Source organism: Agrobacterium sp. MA01 (assembly GCF_009650195.1).
GTDB lineage: Bacteria > Pseudomonadota > Alphaproteobacteria > Rhizobiales > Rhizobiaceae > Allorhizobium.
This window is the reverse complement of sequence record NZ_CP045854.1, coordinates 289667-307841: the sequence shown is the minus strand read 5'-3', so window position 1 is coordinate 307841 and position 18175 is coordinate 289667. Positions and strand designations below refer to the sequence as shown.

The following is an 18175-nucleotide window of genomic DNA, read 5'->3' as shown; positions in this document are numbered from 1 at the left end:
CTCATTTTGCCATCACCTGTACCGTGCCATCCGCCATGACCGTGCCAGACACGATCGAGCCGGAATCGATATTGCGCACCTTCACGACCTCGCCGACCGAGGCGTCGGTCAGCGGCGTACCGCTGGCGCTGATCAGCATGGTGCCGATCGAGAAGGTCAGACGAACGCTGCTTCCGCGCTTGACCGCAAACGCTTCGCGGAGGCCATGGACCGGAATGGTCCGACCGGGGAGCAAGGTGCGCTTGGCCACCATGCCGACCACTTCTTCCCTGGTGCGGGCATAGCCTCCGGCCAGATTCGGATTGGTTACGGGAACCACATCGACCTGCTCGGATGCAATGGTTTCGCCTGGATAGATCACCTGTTTGGGGATCACGGCCGTGTTCTGCGCCAGGGCAGTGCCGGCGCCGAGAGCCATGGCGGCGACGGCGACAGCCATCGCGCGCAAGGCATGTCCGAATTTCCGGCGAAACCTCATGTTTGCCTCCAGTTGTCTTACTTGAGGTTCTTGCTGACGATCTGAGCCATCTCGTCGGCAGTGGTGATGACCTTGGAATTCATCTCGTAGGCGCGCTGGGCCGAGATCATGTCCGTGATCTCCTTCACCGAGTCGACGTTCGAAGCTTCCAGGTAGGACTGCTTGATGTAGCCGAAGCCCGGATCTTCCGGCGCACCCACGATTGCGGCACCCGAGGCTGCGGTTTCGGCGAACAGGTTGTCACCGAGCGGCTTCAGACCGGCTTCGTTGACGAAGTTGGCGATGGTCAGCTGTCCGAGGTCGGTGTAGTCGGCATCGTTGCCGATGCGGGCCTGAACCTGGCCTGTCCGGCTGATCACCACTTCGCTGGCATCCTGCGGGATCGTGATCTGCGGCGTGACGAGGTAACCGTCGATCGTGACCAGCTGGCCCTCGGCATTCATGTTGAATGCACCGGAGCGGCTGTAGAGCGTTGCACCGTCAGGGCTTTCGATCTGGAACCAGCCGCGGCCGATGAGCGCGAGGTCCAATTCGTTACCGGTCTGCGTCAGCTGACCCTGGGTATGAATATTGCGGACGGCTGCCGTCTGCACGCCAAGACCGATGTTGGCACCTTCCGGCACGATCGCCTGGTTTGCGCGGTTCGGTACGCCCTGGGCCCGCTCCGTCTGGTAGAGAAGGTCGGAAAACTCAGCACGTGCGCGCTTGAAGCCCGTCGTGTTGATGTTGGCGATGTTGTTGGCGATGACCTCAAGATTGGTCTGCTGGGCATCCATACCCGTGGCTGCGATGGCGAGCGCTCTCATAGTTCGGTACCCCTGTCAGATCTGCATCTTGGTGATTTCGAGATAGGCGTTGACGATCTTGTCGCGGAACGCGATCGCCGTCTGGAGCGATTGCTCGGCCTGCATGACGGCATCGACCACTTCGCGGGTCGTCGCCTTGCCCAGGATCCCATCGAAGGAGACCTGTTCAGCCTGCTTCAGGTTGTTGGCTGCGCCCGACGCAACATTGCTCAGCGCTGCCATGAAGGTCTCGCCGGTCATGGTGCCAGGCGTCGTACCCTCGGTGGTCAGGCCCTTGGACGAAAACGAGCTGGACAGTGAATCCAGGCCGCCGATGCCCAATGCGCTGGTCTTAGTGATAGATTCGATCATTGCGAGGCCCTCAGGAGCGCGATTGTCTGAGAGAGCATTTCACGAGTCTGCTTGATGGTTTGCAGATTCGCTTCATACGTGCGGTTGGATTCACGCATGTCAGCCATCTCGATCAGAATGTTGACGTTCGGCATCTTGACGATGCCGCGCTCGTCAGCCGCCGGGTTACCCGGATCGTATTCCGCAATGAAATCAATCTGATCCACGCCGAGCTTCTTGACCTCGACGGTCTGTGCACCCGTCACGCGATCCAGCTCGGCACCAAAGGTAATCGTCTTGCGGCGATAGGGATCAGCGCCAGGCGTATCGCCCGTGGTGCGCGCATTGGCGATGTTTTCCGACACAATGCGAAGGCGGGTCGACTGGGCTTCCAGCCCGCTTCCCGCAACCCGCAAGGTTGCCATCAATGGATCAGTCATCAGCGTTTCACCGTCATTAGCATCATGCGATGGAAGGAGGAGACCAACGAGGTATTCAGCTCGTGGTTGCGTTTGTTTTCACCGGTCTTTCTCAGTTCGTCCGAGAGCGCGACCGTGTTGCCCGATTCCTGAATGCCGATCTCGTTATTGAGATCTTCGTCCTCGACGGCGATGTTGCGATCGCTGAAGTCGTTGGCAGCCATGTGGCCCGGCTGGGTGACGGCCATGCCCTGCACGGTGCTCGTCCGGTCCAGGACCGCACTGAAGGGCGTGATATCCTTGGCCAGAAATTTCGGGGTATTGGCGTTGGCGATGTTGGTCGCCACGACCTGCTGCCGCACCGAAAGCCATTCCGACTGTCGGGATGCCAGCTCGAACAACTGGATGGGATTCATGGGCGTTACTCCGTCTTTTACTGATCGGAGCCTAGGCCCTTAATCTTGCGTGGGACTTGCCCGCCCCGCGCCTTTTCAATTGTTTCGAACAACTTCGCCGGCCGAGGTTACAATGACCCATTTTCCGTCACGCTGCTCAAGCGTGGCGACACGGCTGTTGTCGGGCAGGATCGAACCCACCCGCACGAGAAACATGCCGGACTTGTCTTCGATCAGCGCACGACCATTGGCGACATGCAAAAGACGGAAGCCGCTTTTTCCTGGAAATGGCTGCGCGCTCGGCACATCTAGCGCTTCCGGCTGTTCCCGCCCCAAGGTCGGGACGGTCGCGGTGACGATCTGGTCAACCGCCTCCACCTCGCCCTCGCCCCCGCTATTATCTTCATCATCATCGTTGTCCACGAGAGCAAGCGGCGATACGCTGAAGACGTTGCGTCCCGGGCCCTCGGGCAGATCACGCGTAGGCCCCCACTCGGCAAGTCGGACGCCGAATTTTCCTTCATTGAAGAAAACGTACCAGGGAAACAGCGCAGCACTGCATGCCAGCGCAATGCCGGTCAAGGCCAGAACACGGTCGACGGTCGGAATACGGCGCTTCGCCAAGACCGGTCGCAGCGGAGCCACGGGCTCGTCAGCATCGAAATCGGTCATGGTCACCCCCTTTGTCTCATGCCTTGCCCGCCGGCAGCCGCCTTGAGAGCGTTTGCCAGATCGGCGTAGGCATCAAGTGCCGGTTTCTCGCCCGGCGTCTGCTTCAGAATGTCGTAGATGACCGGCACCTGCTTGATCGCCATGTCCAGATCGGGGTCGGAACCATTGCGGTAGCCGCCGATCAGGCGCAGGTCTCGGGTTTCCTCAAAGCGATGAATGAGCGCCTTGAGGCGCGACACCAGCTTCTCCTGCTCGGGCGTCCAGGCCTTGCGGGCCAGACGGGAGATCGATGTCAAAGGATTGATCGGCGGATAACGTCCCTCGTCGGCAAGGGCGCGATCAAGCACGATGTGACCGTCGAGGATACCGCGTGTCGAGTCGGCAATCGGGTCGTTGTGGTTGTCGCCGTCGACGAGGATCGAGATGATCGCGGTGATGGTTCCCGCCCCTTCCGCGCCCGGACCGGCACGCTCAAGAAGGCGTGGCAATTCCGTGAAGACCGAGGCCGGATAACCGCGGGCAATCGGTGGCTCGCCGGCGGCCGTGGCCACCTCGCGGATTGCATGGGCAAAACGCGTGACACTGTCGACGATAAAGAGAACGTTCTGGCCCTTGTCGCGGAAGTGCTCGGCAATGGTGATCGCCGTCAGCGGCGCCATCTTTCTGAGCATCGGGCTCTCGTCGCTGGTCGCGACCACAGCGATCGATTTCGCCATGTTGTCGCCGAGCGTGTCCTCGATGAATTCGCGCACTTCGCGACCACGTTCGCCGACCAGGGCGATGACGACCTTATCGAAGGCATCGGCGCGGGCGAGCATGGACAGAAGCGTCGACTTGCCGACGCCGGACCCGGCGAAGATGCCAAGACGCTGGCCGAGGCAAAGCGGCGAGAAAATGTCGATTGCACGAACACCGGTCTTGAAACCGGTCTCGACACGCTGCCGTGTCATGGAAGGTGGTGCCGTCGTCGAGATTGGACGACGCTCGGGTCCAGGCGCCAGTGCCGGGCCGTTGTCGATGGGATCGCCCAGCGCGTTGATGGTGCGGCCACACCAGCTGTCGTCGGGTGCGATGCGGAAGGCACCCTTGCGGATCACGACATCGTGGATGCCGATGGGTTCGCCGGGTTCGATCGGGCAGACGTAACAGACATCCGGCTCTACACGCACGACCTCGCCGAGATGCACGCCCGTCGACGAACGGTGCGCGACGAATTCACCGAGGCGGACATGGCGCGAGAGGCCGGTTACCGTGTAGTGCCCGGCTGCGATGGTGCGAACATGGCCGCCCTGCGTGACGGAATTGCTCGGCCGGGAATAACGCTGCGCCAACGCCGCCAGTTGCCCGAGCTTGGGTGACAGCGGAAATTCGTCTGGTGTCGGCGCGCTCATGATTATCCGCTTTCAGGCTTAGTTGCCGCCGCCGAGGACCTTGATCGCCTCGCTCATGGTATTCTCGCTCGAACTGATAAGAGCGCTGATGGCTTCGAAAGCGCGATTGACCTGGATGAGCTGGGTCATTTCGCCGATGCCGTTGACGTTGGAGTTTTCGACATAGCCCTGAAGAATCGAGATTTCCGGGTTGTCGACGACCGGCTGCGGGTTGTCGACGGTGGTCACGCCGCTGTTCTCATATCGAAGGAAGCCGTTGCGCACGTCCGCAGTGAAGATGCCGAGCGTGGCGACGACACGACCGTCCTGTATGATCTGACCACTGGCCCCGACTTCCGGCGGACCGCCGGCGCGGTTGAGCTGGATCGGCGCGCCACCGGCATCGAGAACCGGGTAGCCACGGGTCGAAACCAGCTCGCCAGTGTCAGTCATGGTGAAACGGCCATCGCGTGTCAGCACCTGGCCGACCGGTGTGTCGATTGAAAACCAGGCGTCACCCTTGATCGCGAAGTCCAGCACATTGCCGGTCTCGCGCAGTTCGCCGCTCTTGGTCGACAGATAGTCGTTGCCCTGGCTCACGAATGCGATTTTCGCATTAAGCTCATTGCCGGTTCGGCTCAGCATCTCGTCGAATTTCACATCCGTCGAGCGAAAGCCCACCGTGTTCACATTGGCCATGTTGTCGGCGATGGTGGTGAGACGACGCTCAAGGGCCATCTGCGACGACAGGGACACATAGATACCGGATTGCACCGCTTTGCCTCCGCAAGTGAATAATATCAGTAAATCATTATTTAACGCAGGATAGCCTACGCTCCATTCCACTCTTCTTGCGGCAAAAGGCTTGCGCGAAACTGTCGAGACGGAACCAGGCCTTAAGAAGCGGGGACACCCAAAAGGAAACCCTGATTCAGCCTCACGCAAGGCAGGTGCCTTATCGCTCAAAGTGAATAGTAACGTTCGGGTACGGGCAAAATGAACATTATCATCGGATTCGTGATCACTCTGGGCTGCGTGCTCGGCGGCTACATGGCCATGGGTGGCAAGCTCGCCGTGCTCAACCAGCCGTTCGAGCTGCTCATCATCGGAGGCGCGGGCGTCGGCGGCTTCATCATGGCTAACTCCATGAAGGTCATAAAGGATACCGGAAAGGCTGTTGGCGAAGCCATAAAGTACAAGGTACCCAAGGAACGCGACTATCTGGACGTGCTGGGTGTTCTCTATTCTCTGATGCGTGACCTTCGCACGAAGTCGCGCAACGAGATCGAAGCCCATATCGACAACCCGGAAGAATCCTCGATCTTCACGGCAGCACCGAACCTGCTGAAGAACAAGGAGCTGACCTCCTTCATCTGCGACTATGTCCGCCTGATCATCATCGGCAATGCCCGCAGCCACGAGATCGAAGCGCTGATGGACGAAGAGATCGAGACGATCCTCTACGACAAGATGAAACCCTATTATTCGCTGAACACGGTCGGTGACGCCTTCCCGGCCATCGGTATCATCGCGGCCGTGCTCGGGATCATCAAGACCATGGGCTACATCAACGAATCGCCAGAGGTGATCGGCGGCCTGGTTGGCGCCGCACTGGTCGGCACCATGCTCGGTATCTTCCTGTCCTACTGCCTCGTCAGCCCGCTGATCGCACAGATAAAGGTCGTCCGCACCAAGCAGCATCGCCTTTACATCATCGTGAAGCAGACACTACTCGCCTACATGAACGGCTCGGTGCCGCAGGTAGCACTCGAATACGGCCGCAAGACAATTTCCTCGCACGAGCGTCCGTCGATCGACGCCGTCGAGCAGGAAATGATGAACCCGGGTGGCGGCGGTGAAAGCAAGGCAGCTTGATCATGACCGAGACCATCCCTGAGACAGCACCCAGCATGGACCGCGCGCTTCTCGCCAAACTGACCGGCGGGCTGGGCGATTCGAAAACCCTGCAGCGCCTGTGCAGCGACTTCGGGCAGCTCTATGTCGAGTTCCTGCCGGACGTCTTCCACAGCGAGACCGGGCTCACCATGCAGGTTCACTACAACGGCCACGAAAGCGGCCTGATGACGGACCTGGTTGCCGATCTCGGCGACAATGTCTCGCTTGCCGACGGGCAATTGCGCAACTGGTCACCGAACTTCGTGCTGGCATGCGGCAACAGCTTCGTCATCACGCTGATGGAAAATCTTCTCGGTGCCCTGCCGGAGACGATCCAGGAGCCGATCGAGCGCCCTCTGTCGCAGATCGAACTCGATCTGGCCGTCATGGTTTTCGACAAGATCGCAAACGTTCTGCGCTCGGGCGTCAACGCGCCCGGCGGGTTCGAGCCGCTGCTCGAAAAGGCTCACAATGCCGAAGATCGTCAGAAGCTGGAAGAAGACCATGTTGACGAATACGCGGTGACAGTGAAGCTCGGCATCACGCTTGGCACGGTCACCTCGGAATTCTACCTGATGATTCCGCAGAAGGCGCTCCTCAAGACTGTCGTCACGATGCCGAAGTCGAAGAACCAGGCCAGCAAGTCGAAGAAGGAATGGCAGGAACAGATCGCCGAGCAGGTTCGTCGCTCCCAGGTCACCCTGGAAGCCCGGGTCCGACTCGATTCGCTGACGCTCGCCACCGTTTCGCGCCTCGTCGCCGGCGACGTCATTCCCTTCCACGACAAGGGCGACGTAATGGTGGATGTCAGCGCCAACGGCAAGAATCTCTACCGCTGCGAGTTCGGCCGCGCAGGCGATCGATACACCGTGCGAGTAAAGGACAATGTGAGCAGCGAAGATGAGATTCTAAAGCATTTGATGAGCTAGCAATTTACCGGGGCTCGCCGCACGGCAGCTTGAGGCAAGTTTCAAGAGGAATAATCAACCCATGGCAACGAAGAAGACACCACCGAAGGATGACGACGCGCTGGCGATGCCGGGCGCGAGCGACACCGATTTCGATCAGGCCGTCGATGACCTGCGCGGCGTCCTCAAGGCTGACGCGGACGGCGGTCTCGGGGACTTCGGTTCGGACCTTGGTCTCAAGGACGACCCGCTCGCAGCGTTTGAGTCGGATTTCGGCGGCGGCGCTGCAGCTGGCCCAAGCGATGACTTCGGACTTGGCGATTTCGGCGGCTCCAGCGATCTCGGCGGTGGCAGCGATTTTGGCGGCTCAAGCGATTTCGGTGGTGGCAGCGATTTCGGCGGCGGCGCCGACTTCGGCGGCTCCAGCGGCTCGCAGCAGGAACCGGGCAGCGGCCTCACCGCCAATCTCGACCTGATCATGGACATCCCGATCGAGGTCCAGATCGTGCTCGGCTCCAGCCGGATGCAGGTATCCGGACTGATGAACCTGGAAGAAGGCGCCATTATCGCGCTGGACAAGAAGATCGGCGAACCTGTCGAGATCATGGTGAATGGTCGTCGCATTGCGCGCGGCGAGATCACCGTTCTCGAGAACGACGATACACGATTTGGTGTCAAGCTGATTGAAGTGATGGCGACCAAGACATCCTGACCCATGACGGGCCAGAGAGGACAAGACCATGATGGACTTCGACGATTTTGGCGGCCCCTTAACCGGAAAACCGCTTTCCCAGGCCGATAAGGCAGCCGCCGTGCTGCTGGCCATGGGAAAGGGCGTTGCCGGCAAGCTGCTCAAATACTTCACGCAGGCGGAGCTGCAGACGATCATCGCATCGGCACAGACCCTGCGCACCATTCCGCCGGATGAACTGACCGAGCTCGTCAACGAGTTCGAAGACCTGTTCACCGAAGGTGCGGGCCTCATGGACAATGCCAAGGCCATCGAGAGCATTCTCGAAGAAGGCCTGACGCCCGAGGAAGTCGACGGACTTCTCGGACGTCGTACCGCGTTCCAGGCCTATGAAGCCTCCATCTGGGACCGTCTTCAGGACGCCGATCCTGATTTCATCGCACGCTTCCTGATGCGCGAGCATCCCCAGACTGTCGCCTACATTCTCTCGATGCTGCCCTCGTCCTTCGGCGCCAAGGTGCTCCTGAAGCTGCCCGAAAGCCGTCGCGCAGACATCATGAACCGCACGGTGAACCTGAAGAATGTCAGCCCGAAGGCGGCCCAGATCATCGAGAACCGCGTTCACGACCTGATCGCCGAAATCGAAGCCGAGAAGAACTCGACAGGTTCGGCCAAGGTGGCGGAACTGATGAACGAACTGGAAAAGACCGAAGTCGATACATTGCTCACCTCGCTGGAATCGATCAGCAAGGAATCGGTCAACAAGGTTCGCCCGAAGATCTTCCTGTTCGAAGATCTGCTCGTCATGCCGCAGCGCAGCCGCGTGCTCCTGCTGAACGACATCTCCGGCGATATCCTGACCATGGCGCTGCGTGGTGCCAGCGCGGAGATCAAGGAATGCGTGCTGGCCTCGATCAGCCCTCGCTCCCGCCGCATGATCGAATCAGACCTGCAGGCCGGAACCGCCGGAATCAACCCGCGGGAGATCGCGATCGCACGCCGTGCAGTGGCGCAGGAAGCGATCCGCCTCGCCAATGCCGGTCAGATTCAGCTGAAAGATACCGAAGGCGGCGATACGCAGGCGGCCTGAGCGGTCACCTCTGTTGAAAACCCGATCCTTTTGATCACCCGCCGATTGAACCCCAATCGGCGGGTGTCTACGTTCAAGGCACCGGCACCTTTCCGGTGGCCGTGGGCGCCAAGCGCAGACGGCTCAATCGACCGGGGCATCATCGAACCCGCCCGGTGCAGCCTCCGAGGATGGCAGCGGCCATGGCCGAAGATGACGACAAAGACAGCAAAACCGAAGACCCGACCGAGAAAAAGCTTCGGGACGCGATGGAGAAGGGAAACGTGCCGAGCTCACGCGAAGCACCGCTCTTTGCGACTGCACTCGGCTTCTATCTCTTCGCGGTGTTCTTCATGCCCGGGGCGGTCACGCGCCTGGCACAATCGCTGAAGGACATCTTCGAGCGCCCCGACCAATGGTATCTCGGCACGGCCGTCGACGTCGTCTCTCTCTTCACCCATCTCGCTTGGGAGATCGGCGCCTTCCTCGCTCCCATGCTGATCATGCTGATCTTGCTCGGGGTTACGGCCAATGTCGCGCAGAACATGCCCTACTTCGTTCTGGAGCGAATCAGGCCCCAGGTGAACCGGATCTCGCTCTTCGCCGGCTGGAAACGGATCTTCAGCGCCCAGGGCATGGTCGAATTCGCCAAATCGATCTTCAAGATCGTCGTGCTTTCGGCGATCATGGTGTTTGCGCTGCGCAACGATTACTTCGCCGTCATCGACACGATGTTCTCCGACCCTCAGGTCATTTTCGTCAAGATGTCGGAGATCCTGAACAAGATGATGATCATCGTCGTCATGGCGACGGCACTGCTGGCAACAGTCGATATCTTCTGGACGCGGTATCACTGGTACGAACAGCTGCGCATGACCAAACAAGAGGTGAAGGAAGAGTACAAGCAGGCTCAGGGTGACCCAATCGTCAAGGCCCGCCAGCGCTCCATTGCTCGAGATCGGGCCCGCAAACGCATGATTGCCAGCGTTCCCCGTGCGACGTTGGTGATCACCAATCCGACTCACTACGCGGTGGCCTTGCGATATGTGCGCGAGGAAAACGAGGCACCGATGGTCGTTGCCAAGGGGCAGGATCTGGTGGCGCTGAAAATCCGCGAAATCGCTCGCGAAAACGACATCCCCATTTTTGAGGATCCCCCGCTCGCCCGCTCCATGTTTGCGCAAGTCTCGGTGGATAGCGTCATTCCGTCAGTATTTTACAAGGCAGTCGCAGAGCTCGTGCACCGGGTCTATGCGTCCAAGGCCCCCAAGAGACGGATACGCTAGGCCCGATGAAGAAGTGCTCCTATACCAACCAGCGTGAACGCATCGTTGCGGAGGCTATCAGCCCCGTCGCGAGTGAATTGCGCCTTCTCGACGCTGCCGACCTCATTTCACTCCTACGTTTTGAACTTTACGGAAATCTCTCGGACCTCGTTTCGTCCGCAGCCGAACTCTATTTCCATCCTGGTACCGTCGTCTTCGGCGCCGGGGGCGATTATCGGCTCGAATGGGGTGGTCCGCCGGAAGTCGTGCTCGATCTTGAGATCAAGCCGCGTGGAATTACTATCTACTCGCAGCTGACGCTGACCAACGAGCATGCCGGCCTCGATATCAAGCATATCGCGTTTCACGACACCTCCGGAGATCCGGACGGCAATACGCGTATGCTGGAAGAACGCCTGGAAGAAGCGCGCTTCGTCAAGGGACAGGCGTCCCCGCTCTACGGATGAGACCGGTTCAGGTGATGTAGCCGAGGCGGATCGCCTTGGCGATCGCCTGGATGCGGTTGACCGAATCAAGCTTGATGGTTGCCGATCCCAGATAGGCGTTGACGGTATGCACCGACAGGCCGAGACGTTCTGCGATCTCTTCGCTGATGCGTCCATCTCCTGCAAGCTGCAGGCAGGCGATCTCACGTTCACTCAAGGTTTCGGATGGTGCCGCCCGGCGTTCATCAAGCGACAGGATATCGGTCATCACCTTGTAGCAGCGGCTATGCACCGCAAGGATCAGCTCGCCAGGCAGATCGGCTCCGCCAATCGTCGGAAAGACAACATAGCCGTTCCCGACAGCACCGAGACGCACTGGAAAAGCGATACCGGAATAGGGTAGCAGGCGCTCTTGCAACTGGACGGCAAAGGGCGTGAAGTCGGATGCATCCAGGAAGCTCGTCTTCTCTTCTGCGCTCCAGAGCAGAGGCAGGGTCGAAGTCTCAATATGCGCCAGAAGTGCATCCCCATAGGCCCCGATGAAAGCTTCCCGGCCGCTGCTGAGGCCGCTGCTCCAGTTCTCGAATTCCGGATCGAGGCGTCGCTTGTGCGGCAGGCTGGCGCCGGCCACGCGAAACGCTGCAAAGCCGCGTGCATTCAGAGATCGCTGCAGCGACACGAGCTTCGGGAAGATGTCCGAACGGGAAGTGACGGGGCGCTGGCCTGACCAAGTCGCATCTTCAAGGATGTTTCCGCCTGGTCTGGTGGTCGTGGCCATTCCTGCTCCCTCAAACGAGATTGTTGCGCACCGCATAGGCGATGGCTTCCGAGCGTGTCTTCGTCGCAGTCTTGCGCATCACGCTCGTGATGTAGTTGTTGATCGTATTGCGCGAGATGCCGAGAATCGTGGCGATCTCGTCGCTGGTCTTGCCCTCGGCAATCCAGAACAGGCACTCCAGTTCACGATCGGTCAAATCGAAGTCGCGATCGCTCTTGTGCCCCTTGTTCGCAGACAGGCTCAGCGCATAAGCGGCAAGCAGGCCGACTTCCCGCAAGCGCTCGGGCGACAGCACATAGTCCTGCGGGAAGAGCAGAAGCAGTGCAAGACGGGTTCGTCCGACATTGAGGGTCACCGTGCAATACTGGCGGCTGGTGCCGTCAGGGACATGCGCATCGTCGGGGAGAATGGCATATTTAGGCTGCAGCACCGAAAGGCACTTCTCGAGCTCGGTCGACTGGGAATAGCTCGCGGCCAGTTCGCTCTCGAGGCGGCGGACCAGATCGAACGGCCAATCGGCGGCCACGACGAAGTCGAGCCCTTCTTCCTGGACGAGATCGTAGCGCGCGAGCAAGTGATGCGAGGCGCCGACATAATCACACAGAACGCGAAGGCAATGGCCCATGTCGCCCGAGAGCGCCGGGGTCGCCAGCCTTCGGATCAACACGTCCTTCGACGATGAGCCTTTCTGCAGAGGCTCTGCCGGAGAAGCGGCACGAGACCGCCCCTCATTGCCCTCTGTTGTCAGCTCGGCATCCATTCAATGTGCCCCTTTGAAGTGACAGCCTAGCATTGTCGCAGTCTTCGCCACGTCCGAGTGCAGGCGACTCACATACGGCCCAATCTCCGACTACCGAATCATGTTCACTGTAAAATATAAAGTGGCAAAGGTCACAAGCATTTGCGGTATTGCGAGACGGGTCCAAGCATGCCCGGCGATGACCTTTGGCGCAACCCCGTATCGATATGGGACTACAATGCAAAACCGCGCCCGGAGGGCGCGGTCGGTACTGGCTTGTTCTTCAAAATCAGGCGGCGTTGTCCACAGCCCATTTGCGAAGGATCTTGGCGGCGCGCTCTTCCGAGATTTCCACCATGCGCGAAAGGCGCCGCTCCGGACCTTCCTTGACCCGGCGGTTGAAGCCGCCATTCGGGTCGTCGTCCATCGTAAGAAGGTCGTCGGTCGAGTCGAAGCCGAAGTCGGATCCGAAACCATCCATAAGACCGCCCCCTGACCCGCCACCAAGGGCAGGCGAGAAGTCGGGGAGCTCGAGACCGGCAGCCTGCTCGCCAATTCCGCCGGCGAGTGCCGTATCGGCACCACCGCCACCCGCGGTGCGGATCATCGGACGGATGCCCATCCAGACAATGAGGAAAGCGACGGCGACGAAGGCCAAGGAGTTGATGATGCCGCCGATGTTGCGGCTCAGGATTTCCATGAAGCCGGGGCCCGTCGCGGATTCTTCGAGCAACTGGTTTTCCAGGAATTCCATGGCCGTCAGTGTGACGACGTCACCGCGATTGGTGTCGAGGCCAGCTGCAGACGTCACGATCTTCTGCATCTCAGCGAGATAGGCGTCGATCTTGGCCTGGTCGACGGGCTCTCCCACCATCATGGCAATGCGACCACGGTTGACGACGACGGCGACGGAGAGCTTCTCGACGGTGTAGCTGTTCTTGACCGTCGCGACGGTCTTGCTGTTGATCTCGTAGTTGGTCTGCTCTTCTTTCTTGTCCTGCTCGTCGGACGATTCAGGGCCACCGCCGCCGGCATCGGGCGCGGCCTGAGGAATGTTCTGTTCGACCGTGGCTGCCGTATCCGACTGGCGCTGCAGGGATTTCTGCGCTTCCTTGGTGACGCGAACAGAGCGCTCGACGCGCGATTCCGGATCGTAGATCGTTTCCTGGATCTGCTGGCTGTCGGTGTTGATCTGGGCCGTGACGCTGGAGCGGAAGTTGTCCATTCCGAGGAAAGGCGCCAAGGCCTTGTCGATATTGGTTTCGATTTCGCGCTGAACGGACTGAACAACGCCCAGCGAGCGGGAGGCTTCGCCACCCGTTTCGTCGCCTGCTGCAAGCAGCTGGCCGGTGGAATCCAGAATCGTCACGTCCTCGACGTCCAGACCCGGGACGGACGAGGCGACCAACTGGCGGATCGATGCTGCTGCCTTGCGGCCGGCATCCGTCGAGGCGCGAATCATGACGGACGCCGTCGGCTTCTGTTCGCCGCGACGGAAGTTGCCGATGTCCGGCATGACGATGTGGACGCGGGCTGCGGCAATGCCTGCGATCTGCTGGATGGTGCGTGCGACTTCACCTTCCAGCGCGCGGACACGCGTGACTTCCTGCATGAACGAGGTCAGACCCAGCGAGCCGACATTGTCGAAGAGCTCGTAGCCGGCATTGGCGCTGTTGGGCAGTCCACGCTCGGCGAGCAGGAGGCGCGCCTTTCCGGTCATGCCGGCACGCACACTGATGCTCTGGCCATCGGCACCGGTCTCGAAATCGATGCCCGATTCGGCAAGAGCGATGCTGATCTGGTTCATGTCGACCGGCTCGAGGCCGACATAGAGCGTCTCGTAGGAGGGTTTGTTGACGTAAAGAGCGCCTGCAATGATGATCGCGAAGGAAACGACAGCAACCCCAGCCATGGCCAGGATCTTCGTCTGGCCCATCGCCGCGAAATTTTTAGGTATCTGAAGTAATTGATTTAACAGATTCATTCTGTCTCGCACCATCTACAAGGAGGGTCTGGGCGCTTTTGCCCTTGGCGCGACAATAGAAATCGAAACTTGTGCGAACGTTTCGCGGGACGGGAAAGCCGAATTCATTTCGGCATCCGGCAGATTCAGGATCTGCGGCCCGTACGTACAGAGAGAGTTCTGAAGGTAGGTTAAAAGAAGTCGAAGTCGCCTGCAGCCTTGACCAGCGGTTGCGAATGGCCATGACGAAGGCCTGCCCCCAGCGCCTTCTGCATGTCGGCCAGCTTCACGAGGCTCAAGGCCGTCGTCATGTCGATCATCCAGTCCGACGGGATCGTCCCGGTGATTGTGTCGACGAATTCGGCCAGTCCGCGCGCCTTTTGAACGGCAAGGTCAATGCCTTGCAGAACCTTGAGGCTGTCCGGATGCTCCAGTACCTTCGGGCCGCCGAGTTCGAGCAGGTGCGGTTCCACACGCTCGATCAGATAAGCCACGTCATGCAGCTCGCTGACGATGCGCATGAGGATTTCCGGAAGCTCTTCCCGTGTATCCTGATTTCCCGCCAAGTGTTCGTTTTGCATCCGATGTCCAGTACTAGAAGAACTCGATTGAGGTTTCCACCGGCTTCGAAACAGGAACCGGACGCTGCTCCAGCGCCACCGTCTTCTGCGTTTCTGCGCCCGTGAGCGGATACTGTCTTGCCCGGCCGCTGACCGGCCAGAATTCCAGCTTGCGGCCGTGGTCTCCGCCCGTGGAGGACCCGACGACCTTGATGCCTTCGTCGCGCAGGAATTGCTGGGCAAATGCTGCGTTCTGTTCGCCGACATTCGAGAACGTCGCGATCGTCTTGGCGCCACCGAAAACCTTGGCTTCCAAGCGATCCCTGCGAGCGCCCTGCTTCAGAAGGCCGTTGATCAACAGCTCCATGAGGTGAACGCCGTAGCGGGTTGCGTCGCCGCCACCAGCACCGGGCACTGCCGAACCCGGAAGCAGGAAGTGGTTCATGCCACCTACTCCTGCAATCGGATCCCGAATACAGGCAGCAACACACGAACCGAGGATCGTCGACAGGACCACATTCGGATCCTTGCTGACCTTCCACTCCCCTTGAATAATGTGGACGCGCTTTGCTGCACCGTCTTCAGTCATTTCAGCGCTCCGAATACAGCTTCGATGGCCGCCTTCATCTTCTCGATCGTGAACGGTTTCGCCAGGACGTTGTTCGCACCCAGCTGTGCAGCCTTCTGGACTAGCGCACGGTCGCCCTGCGCGGTCAGGATGATGAAGGCCGCCTTCTTGGTGTTGGGATTGGTACGTACCGCCTGAAGCAAGCCCAAGCCGTCCATCTTCGGCATGTTGAAGTCCGAGATGACCAAGTGATGGGGCTGCTGCTCCATGATCTTCATGCCCTGCTCGCCGTCACCGGCGGCAGTGATCTGCTTGAAGCCCAGCTGGGTCAGCGCGTCGCTGAGCAGCAGGCGACTTGTGACCTGATCGTCGACGATCAGAACTTTGATTTTTTCGGCTAGGGACATTATTCGATACCTTCTTTTCGGGCAGCAGTGAGTTTGAGGATTTCCTCGCCAATGGAGGTGAGAGGCAGTTGATGCTCGACAGCGCCCAGCTCATAGGCGACTCGTGGCATCCCGTAGACCACACAGGTCTTTTCGTTCTGGCCGATGGTGCGAGCACCGGCGTGACGCATCTTCAGAAGACCGGAGGCGCCATCGCGCCCCATGCCCGTCAGGATCACTCCGACGGCGTTGCGGCCGGCAAGCTCGGCAACTGAGTCGAAGAGAACATCGACAGAAGGCCGGTGTCCGTTGACCGGCGCGCGATCCACCAGTCGGCAGCAGGGCGCCGATGCATTCGAGACCTGCATGTGACGCTCGCCGCCCGGGGCAAGGTAGATCTTGCCGATCTCGAGCCGTGCGCCATCCGTGGCCTCCTCCACCACGGGGGCGCAAAGACGGTTCAAACGCTCGGCGAAGCTCTTCGTGAACGTTGGAGGCATGTGCTGCGTAATCACCGTCGGCGGGCAATTGCGCGGGAATTTCTGCAGGACGGCGATCAGCGCTTCGACGCCGCCGGTGGACGAGCCGATGGCCACGATCTTGCGGCCGACGCGGAAGTCTGCAGCAGGCGCAGTCGCGACCGGCTGGATCTGCGGTGCCGAATGATGCCGGTGCTGAGAACGCGCCGCCGCCTTGACTTTCTCGGCAAGCTCGCCGAACGGACGAGGCTCTCCTGCCTGGGGCTTCGCCACACAGTCGAAGGCGCCGATTTCGAGTGCCGCCAGAGTGGCTTCCGCGCCGCGATGCGTCATGGTCGAAACCATGATTACCGGCATGGGCCGCAGCTTCATGATCTTTTCCAGGAACTCAAGGCCGTTCATGTTCGGCATCTCGATGTCGAGGGTCAGGACATCGGGATTGAGTTGCTTGATCGCTGCGCGAGCTTCCATGGCATCGCCGGCCTGACCGATGACGCTGACATCCGGATCCTGGTTGAGGACGGCCGTGATCAGTCCACGCATCGTAGGGCTGTCATCGACGACGAGAACGCGTGCAGGTGCCGCCATTACTTTCGCCCTCCGTTCTTGCCGATGTAGCGATAGGTGGTGATACCGATATTGTCGAAATCGTTCTTCGAGTCACCCGAGACACGCTCGGAGTGGCCGATATACAAGTGTCCGCCGATCGGCAGCAGATCGGCAAATCGGGTCCAGATGCGCATCTGTGTCGGCTCGTCGAAGTAGATCACGACGTTGCGGCAGAAGATGACGTCGAACTTGCCCTTGAAGGGCCACTGGGCCATCAGGTTCAGCTCGTTATAGGTGATCAGACGCTTCAGGCGATCGTCGACCTGGAACTTGCGGCGTCCGCCGATCTCGACTTCCTTGAACCACTGCTTGCGGATGGCAGGCGACACGGTTTCGAGCGCCTGCTCGTCATAGGCACCCTGTCGGGCGATGGCGAGGATCTTCGGATCGATATCGGTGGCAAGGATCTTGAAGTCGTAGTCCAGAACGTTCGGAAAGGCCTGGAATACGGTCAAGGCAATCGAATAGGGCTCCTGGCCGTCCGAGCTTGCGGCTGACCAGATGCGCACGCGTCCGCCGGACTTCGCACGCTGAATGAGCCCCGGCAGTACCTCGTCACGAAGATGCTCGAAGTGATGGTTCTCGCGGAAGAAGCGCGTGAAGTTGGTCGTCAGGTGCGAGAGCATTTCGCGGCGCTCGGCCGATCCCTCCGGCGAGGCGACGAGCTGGCAATAGGCGCGGAAACCGGACAGGCCAAGATTGCGGATATGCTTGGACAGTCGCGAGTAGACGAGCGAAGCCTTGCTGTCGTTCAGCGCGATGCCCGCATCCGAGTAGATCATGGCAGCAATCTCGTTCAGGTCCCGTCGGGTCAGCGGGTATTCACCGCTGGCCAGAACTTCGTCGTCCGATTGACGGGATGTACTCATTGCAAAGGTCATGCAGCCTCGCTTTCGGCGGCTTCGTTGAAAAGTGCACCAAGCTCGACCATGCAGATCATCCGCTTGTCGATGGCGAGAATGCCACGGGCATATTGTTTTTCGAGGTCGGAGGAGACCTCCGGCGTCGGCTGAATGTCCGCATCGCTCACCGTGAGGATGTCGGAGACGGCATCCACCAGGAGACCCACGACCCGAGACTTGACCTGGGCCACGATGATGACGTGGCGGGCGGTCGGCTCGGCGGGCTTCATGCCCAGACGCAGGGACAGGTCCATGATCGGCAGGACGGCACCACGCAAGTTGATGACGCCCATAACGTAGTGCGGGGAATGCGGCAGCGGGGTTGCCGGGGTCCATCCCCGGATCTCGCGTACCGACATGATGTTTACGCAGAACTCCTGATCGCCAATACGGAAGGCGATGAGCTCCCGATCTCCCTGGACCAAGTTTTTGACCGCATACGACAT

23 protein-coding genes are annotated in these 18175 nt (G+C 60.0%); 6 read left to right on the top strand and 17 right to left on the bottom strand.

The features are described from left to right. Position 1: 1 nt before the first annotated feature. The 8 genes from flgA to flgF form a co-directional block, all read right to left on the bottom strand. A complete protein-coding gene (gene flgA, locus GH983_RS01425) occupies positions 2-478 on the bottom strand; it encodes a flagellar basal body P-ring formation chaperone FlgA (RefSeq protein WP_069042271.1) in 477 nt (158 codons plus the stop codon). 17 nt (positions 479-495) lie between these two features. Next, complete coding sequence (flgG, locus tag GH983_RS01420) at positions 496-1284, bottom strand: flagellar basal-body rod protein FlgG (RefSeq protein WP_006726361.1); 789 nt, start codon at positions 1282-1284, stop codon at positions 496-498. Between the two features lie 15 nt (positions 1285-1299). Beyond that, entirely contained in the window at positions 1300-1635 is a 336-nt protein-coding gene (locus tag GH983_RS01415; protein WP_054150854.1) for a flagellar hook-basal body complex protein FliE, read from the bottom strand. Further along, positions 1632-2054 carry a flagellar basal body rod protein FlgC gene (flgC, locus tag GH983_RS01410; protein WP_153761413.1) on the bottom strand — a complete coding sequence of 141 codons (423 nt, stop codon included), beginning with the start codon at positions 2052-2054 and terminating at the stop codon, positions 1632-1634. The genes GH983_RS01415 and flgC overlap by 4 nt, the downstream gene beginning before the upstream one ends. Next, positions 2054-2449, bottom strand: a complete 396-nt coding sequence (gene flgB, locus GH983_RS01405) for a flagellar basal body rod protein FlgB (RefSeq protein ID WP_054150856.1) — start codon at positions 2447-2449, stop codon at positions 2054-2056. Before flgB ends, flgC begins: the two co-directional genes overlap by 1 nt. A 75-nt stretch (positions 2450-2524) precedes the next feature. Continuing rightward, a complete protein-coding gene (locus GH983_RS01400; RefSeq protein ID WP_153761412.1) occupies positions 2525-3100 on the bottom strand; it encodes a flagellar protein in 576 nt (191 codons plus the stop codon). Positions 3101-3102: 2 nt separating this feature from the next. Then, positions 3103-4491, bottom strand: coding sequence for a flagellar protein export ATPase FliI (gene fliI, locus GH983_RS01395; protein ID WP_153761411.1), 1389 nt, complete (start codon positions 4489-4491; stop codon positions 3103-3105). Positions 4492-4509: 18 nt separating this feature from the next. Further along, positions 4510-5244, bottom strand: a complete 735-nt coding sequence (gene flgF, locus GH983_RS01390) for a flagellar basal-body rod protein FlgF (RefSeq protein WP_054150859.1) — start codon at positions 5242-5244, stop codon at positions 4510-4512. A gap of 222 nt (positions 5245-5466) precedes the next feature. Here flgF and motA point away from each other — a divergent pair, with 222 nt between their 5' ends. From motA to GH983_RS01360, 6 genes are all read left to right on the top strand, one after another. Then, the gene (motA, locus tag GH983_RS01385; RefSeq protein WP_054150860.1) at positions 5467-6345 is read left to right on the top strand and encodes a flagellar motor stator protein MotA; all 879 of its coding nucleotides are present in this window, start codon (positions 5467-5469) and stop codon (positions 6343-6345) included. A gap of 2 nt (positions 6346-6347) precedes the next feature. Beyond that, positions 6348-7295, top strand: a complete 948-nt coding sequence (locus GH983_RS01380) for a FliM/FliN family flagellar motor switch protein (RefSeq protein ID WP_054150861.1) — start codon at positions 6348-6350, stop codon at positions 7293-7295. Positions 7296-7356: 61 nt separating this feature from the next. Further along, positions 7357-7986 carry a flagellar motor switch protein FliN gene (fliN, locus tag GH983_RS01375; protein WP_054150862.1) on the top strand — a complete coding sequence of 210 codons (630 nt, stop codon included), beginning with the start codon at positions 7357-7359 and terminating at the stop codon, positions 7984-7986. A 28-nt stretch (positions 7987-8014) separates the two neighbouring features. After that, positions 8015-9055: a flagellar motor switch protein FliG gene (gene fliG / locus GH983_RS01370; RefSeq protein ID WP_006726285.1), complete on the top strand. Its 1041-nt coding sequence runs from the start codon at positions 8015-8017 to the stop codon at positions 9053-9055. A 182-nt stretch (positions 9056-9237) separates the two neighbouring features. Then, positions 9238-10320: a flagellar biosynthesis protein FlhB gene (gene flhB / locus GH983_RS01365; protein WP_054150863.1), complete on the top strand. Its 1083-nt coding sequence runs from the start codon at positions 9238-9240 to the stop codon at positions 10318-10320. Positions 10321-10325: 5 nt separating this feature from the next. After that, a complete protein-coding gene (locus GH983_RS01360) occupies positions 10326-10766 on the top strand; it encodes a hypothetical protein (RefSeq protein WP_054150864.1) in 441 nt (146 codons plus the stop codon). A 7-nt stretch (positions 10767-10773) separates the two neighbouring features. Here GH983_RS01360 and visR read toward each other — a convergent pair whose 3' ends face one another. From visR to GH983_RS01315, 9 genes are all read right to left on the bottom strand, one after another. Then, positions 10774-11523, bottom strand: a complete 750-nt coding sequence (visR, locus tag GH983_RS01355) for a transcriptional regulator VisR (RefSeq protein ID WP_054150865.1) — start codon at positions 11521-11523, stop codon at positions 10774-10776. Between the two features lie 10 nt (positions 11524-11533). Next, positions 11534-12283 (bottom strand): transcriptional regulator VisN, encoded by a 750-nt coding sequence (gene visN / locus GH983_RS01350; RefSeq protein WP_153761410.1) that lies wholly within the window; start codon positions 12281-12283, stop codon positions 11534-11536. 268 nt (positions 12284-12551) lie between these two features. After that, positions 12552-14246: a flagellar basal-body MS-ring/collar protein FliF gene (gene fliF, locus GH983_RS01345; protein WP_054150867.1), complete on the bottom strand. Its 1695-nt coding sequence runs from the start codon at positions 14244-14246 to the stop codon at positions 12552-12554. A 170-nt stretch (positions 14247-14416) separates the two neighbouring features. Then, positions 14417-14806 carry a hypothetical protein gene (locus tag GH983_RS01340; protein ID WP_006726291.1) on the bottom strand — a complete coding sequence of 130 codons (390 nt, stop codon included), beginning with the start codon at positions 14804-14806 and terminating at the stop codon, positions 14417-14419. Between the two features lie 13 nt (positions 14807-14819). Continuing rightward, positions 14820-15374, bottom strand: a complete 555-nt coding sequence (cheD, locus tag GH983_RS01335) for a chemoreceptor glutamine deamidase CheD (protein WP_054150868.1) — start codon at positions 15372-15374, stop codon at positions 14820-14822. After that, positions 15371-15760 (bottom strand): response regulator, encoded by a 390-nt coding sequence (locus GH983_RS01330; RefSeq protein WP_006726293.1) that lies wholly within the window; start codon positions 15758-15760, stop codon positions 15371-15373. Before GH983_RS01330 ends, cheD begins: the two co-directional genes overlap by 4 nt. Further along, entirely contained in the window at positions 15760-16806 is a 1047-nt protein-coding gene (gene cheB, locus GH983_RS01325; RefSeq protein WP_153761409.1) for a protein-glutamate O-methylesterase CheB, read from the bottom strand. The genes GH983_RS01330 and cheB overlap by 1 nt, the downstream gene beginning before the upstream one ends. Then, the gene (gene cheR, locus GH983_RS01320) at positions 16806-17708 is read right to left on the bottom strand and encodes a protein-glutamate O-methyltransferase CheR (RefSeq protein ID WP_054150870.1); all 903 of its coding nucleotides are present in this window, start codon (positions 17706-17708) and stop codon (positions 16806-16808) included. Before cheR ends, cheB begins: the two co-directional genes overlap by 1 nt. Next, positions 17705-18175, bottom strand: a complete 471-nt coding sequence (locus GH983_RS01315; protein WP_069042277.1) for a chemotaxis protein CheW — start codon at positions 18173-18175, stop codon at positions 17705-17707. Before GH983_RS01315 ends, cheR begins: the two co-directional genes overlap by 4 nt.

Bases quoted from the DNA above. Each gene is read 5' to 3' on its own strand.
- GH983_RS01330 (WP_006726293.1), bottom strand. From the start codon at position 15,760: ATGTCCCTAGCCGAAAAAATCAAAGTTCTGATCGTCGACGATCAGGTC.
- flhB (WP_054150863.1), top strand. From the start codon at position 9,238: ATGGCCGAAGATGACGACAAAGACAGCAAAACCGAAGACCCGACCGAG.
- GH983_RS01315 (WP_069042277.1), bottom strand. From the start codon at position 18,175: ATGTCGTATGCGGTCAAAAACTTGGTCCAGGGAGATCGGGAGCTCATC.
- GH983_RS01340 (WP_006726291.1), bottom strand. From the start codon at position 14,806: ATGCAAAACGAACACTTGGCGGGAAATCAGGATACACGGGAAGAGCTT.
- fliF (WP_054150867.1), bottom strand. From the start codon at position 14,246: ATGAATCTGTTAAATCAATTACTTCAGATACCTAAAAATTTCGCGGCG.
- flgG (WP_006726361.1), bottom strand. From the start codon at position 1,284: ATGAGAGCGCTCGCCATCGCAGCCACGGGTATGGATGCCCAGCAGACC.
- motA (WP_054150860.1), top strand. From the start codon at position 5,467: ATGAACATTATCATCGGATTCGTGATCACTCTGGGCTGCGTGCTCGGC.
- cheD (WP_054150868.1), bottom strand. From the start codon at position 15,374: ATGACTGAAGACGGTGCAGCAAAGCGCGTCCACATTATTCAAGGGGAG.
- visR (WP_054150865.1), bottom strand. From the start codon at position 11,523: ATGGCCACGACCACCAGACCAGGCGGAAACATCCTTGAAGATGCGACT.
- flgA (WP_069042271.1), bottom strand. From the start codon at position 478: ATGAGGTTTCGCCGGAAATTCGGACATGCCTTGCGCGCGATGGCTGTC.
- fliI (WP_153761411.1), bottom strand. From the start codon at position 4,491: ATGAGCGCGCCGACACCAGACGAATTTCCGCTGTCACCCAAGCTCGGG.
- GH983_RS01400 (WP_153761412.1), bottom strand. From the start codon at position 3,100: ATGACCGATTTCGATGCTGACGAGCCCGTGGCTCCGCTGCGACCGGTC.
- GH983_RS01380 (WP_054150861.1), top strand. From the start codon at position 6,348: ATGACCGAGACCATCCCTGAGACAGCACCCAGCATGGACCGCGCGCTT.
- GH983_RS01360 (WP_054150864.1), top strand. From the start codon at position 10,326: ATGAAGAAGTGCTCCTATACCAACCAGCGTGAACGCATCGTTGCGGAG.
- fliN (WP_054150862.1), top strand. From the start codon at position 7,357: ATGGCAACGAAGAAGACACCACCGAAGGATGACGACGCGCTGGCGATG.
- fliG (WP_006726285.1), top strand. From the start codon at position 8,015: ATGATGGACTTCGACGATTTTGGCGGCCCCTTAACCGGAAAACCGCTT.
- flgB (WP_054150856.1), bottom strand. From the start codon at position 2,449: ATGAATCCCATCCAGTTGTTCGAGCTGGCATCCCGACAGTCGGAATGG.
- visN (WP_153761410.1), bottom strand. From the start codon at position 12,283: ATGGATGCCGAGCTGACAACAGAGGGCAATGAGGGGCGGTCTCGTGCC.
- cheB (WP_153761409.1), bottom strand. From the start codon at position 16,806: ATGGCGGCACCTGCACGCGTTCTCGTCGTCGATGACAGCCCTACGATG.
- flgC (WP_153761413.1), bottom strand. From the start codon at position 2,054: ATGACTGATCCATTGATGGCAACCTTGCGGGTTGCGGGAAGCGGGCTG.
- cheR (WP_054150870.1), bottom strand. From the start codon at position 17,708: ATGACCTTTGCAATGAGTACATCCCGTCAATCGGACGACGAAGTTCTG.
- GH983_RS01415 (WP_054150854.1), bottom strand. From the start codon at position 1,635: ATGATCGAATCTATCACTAAGACCAGCGCATTGGGCATCGGCGGCCTG.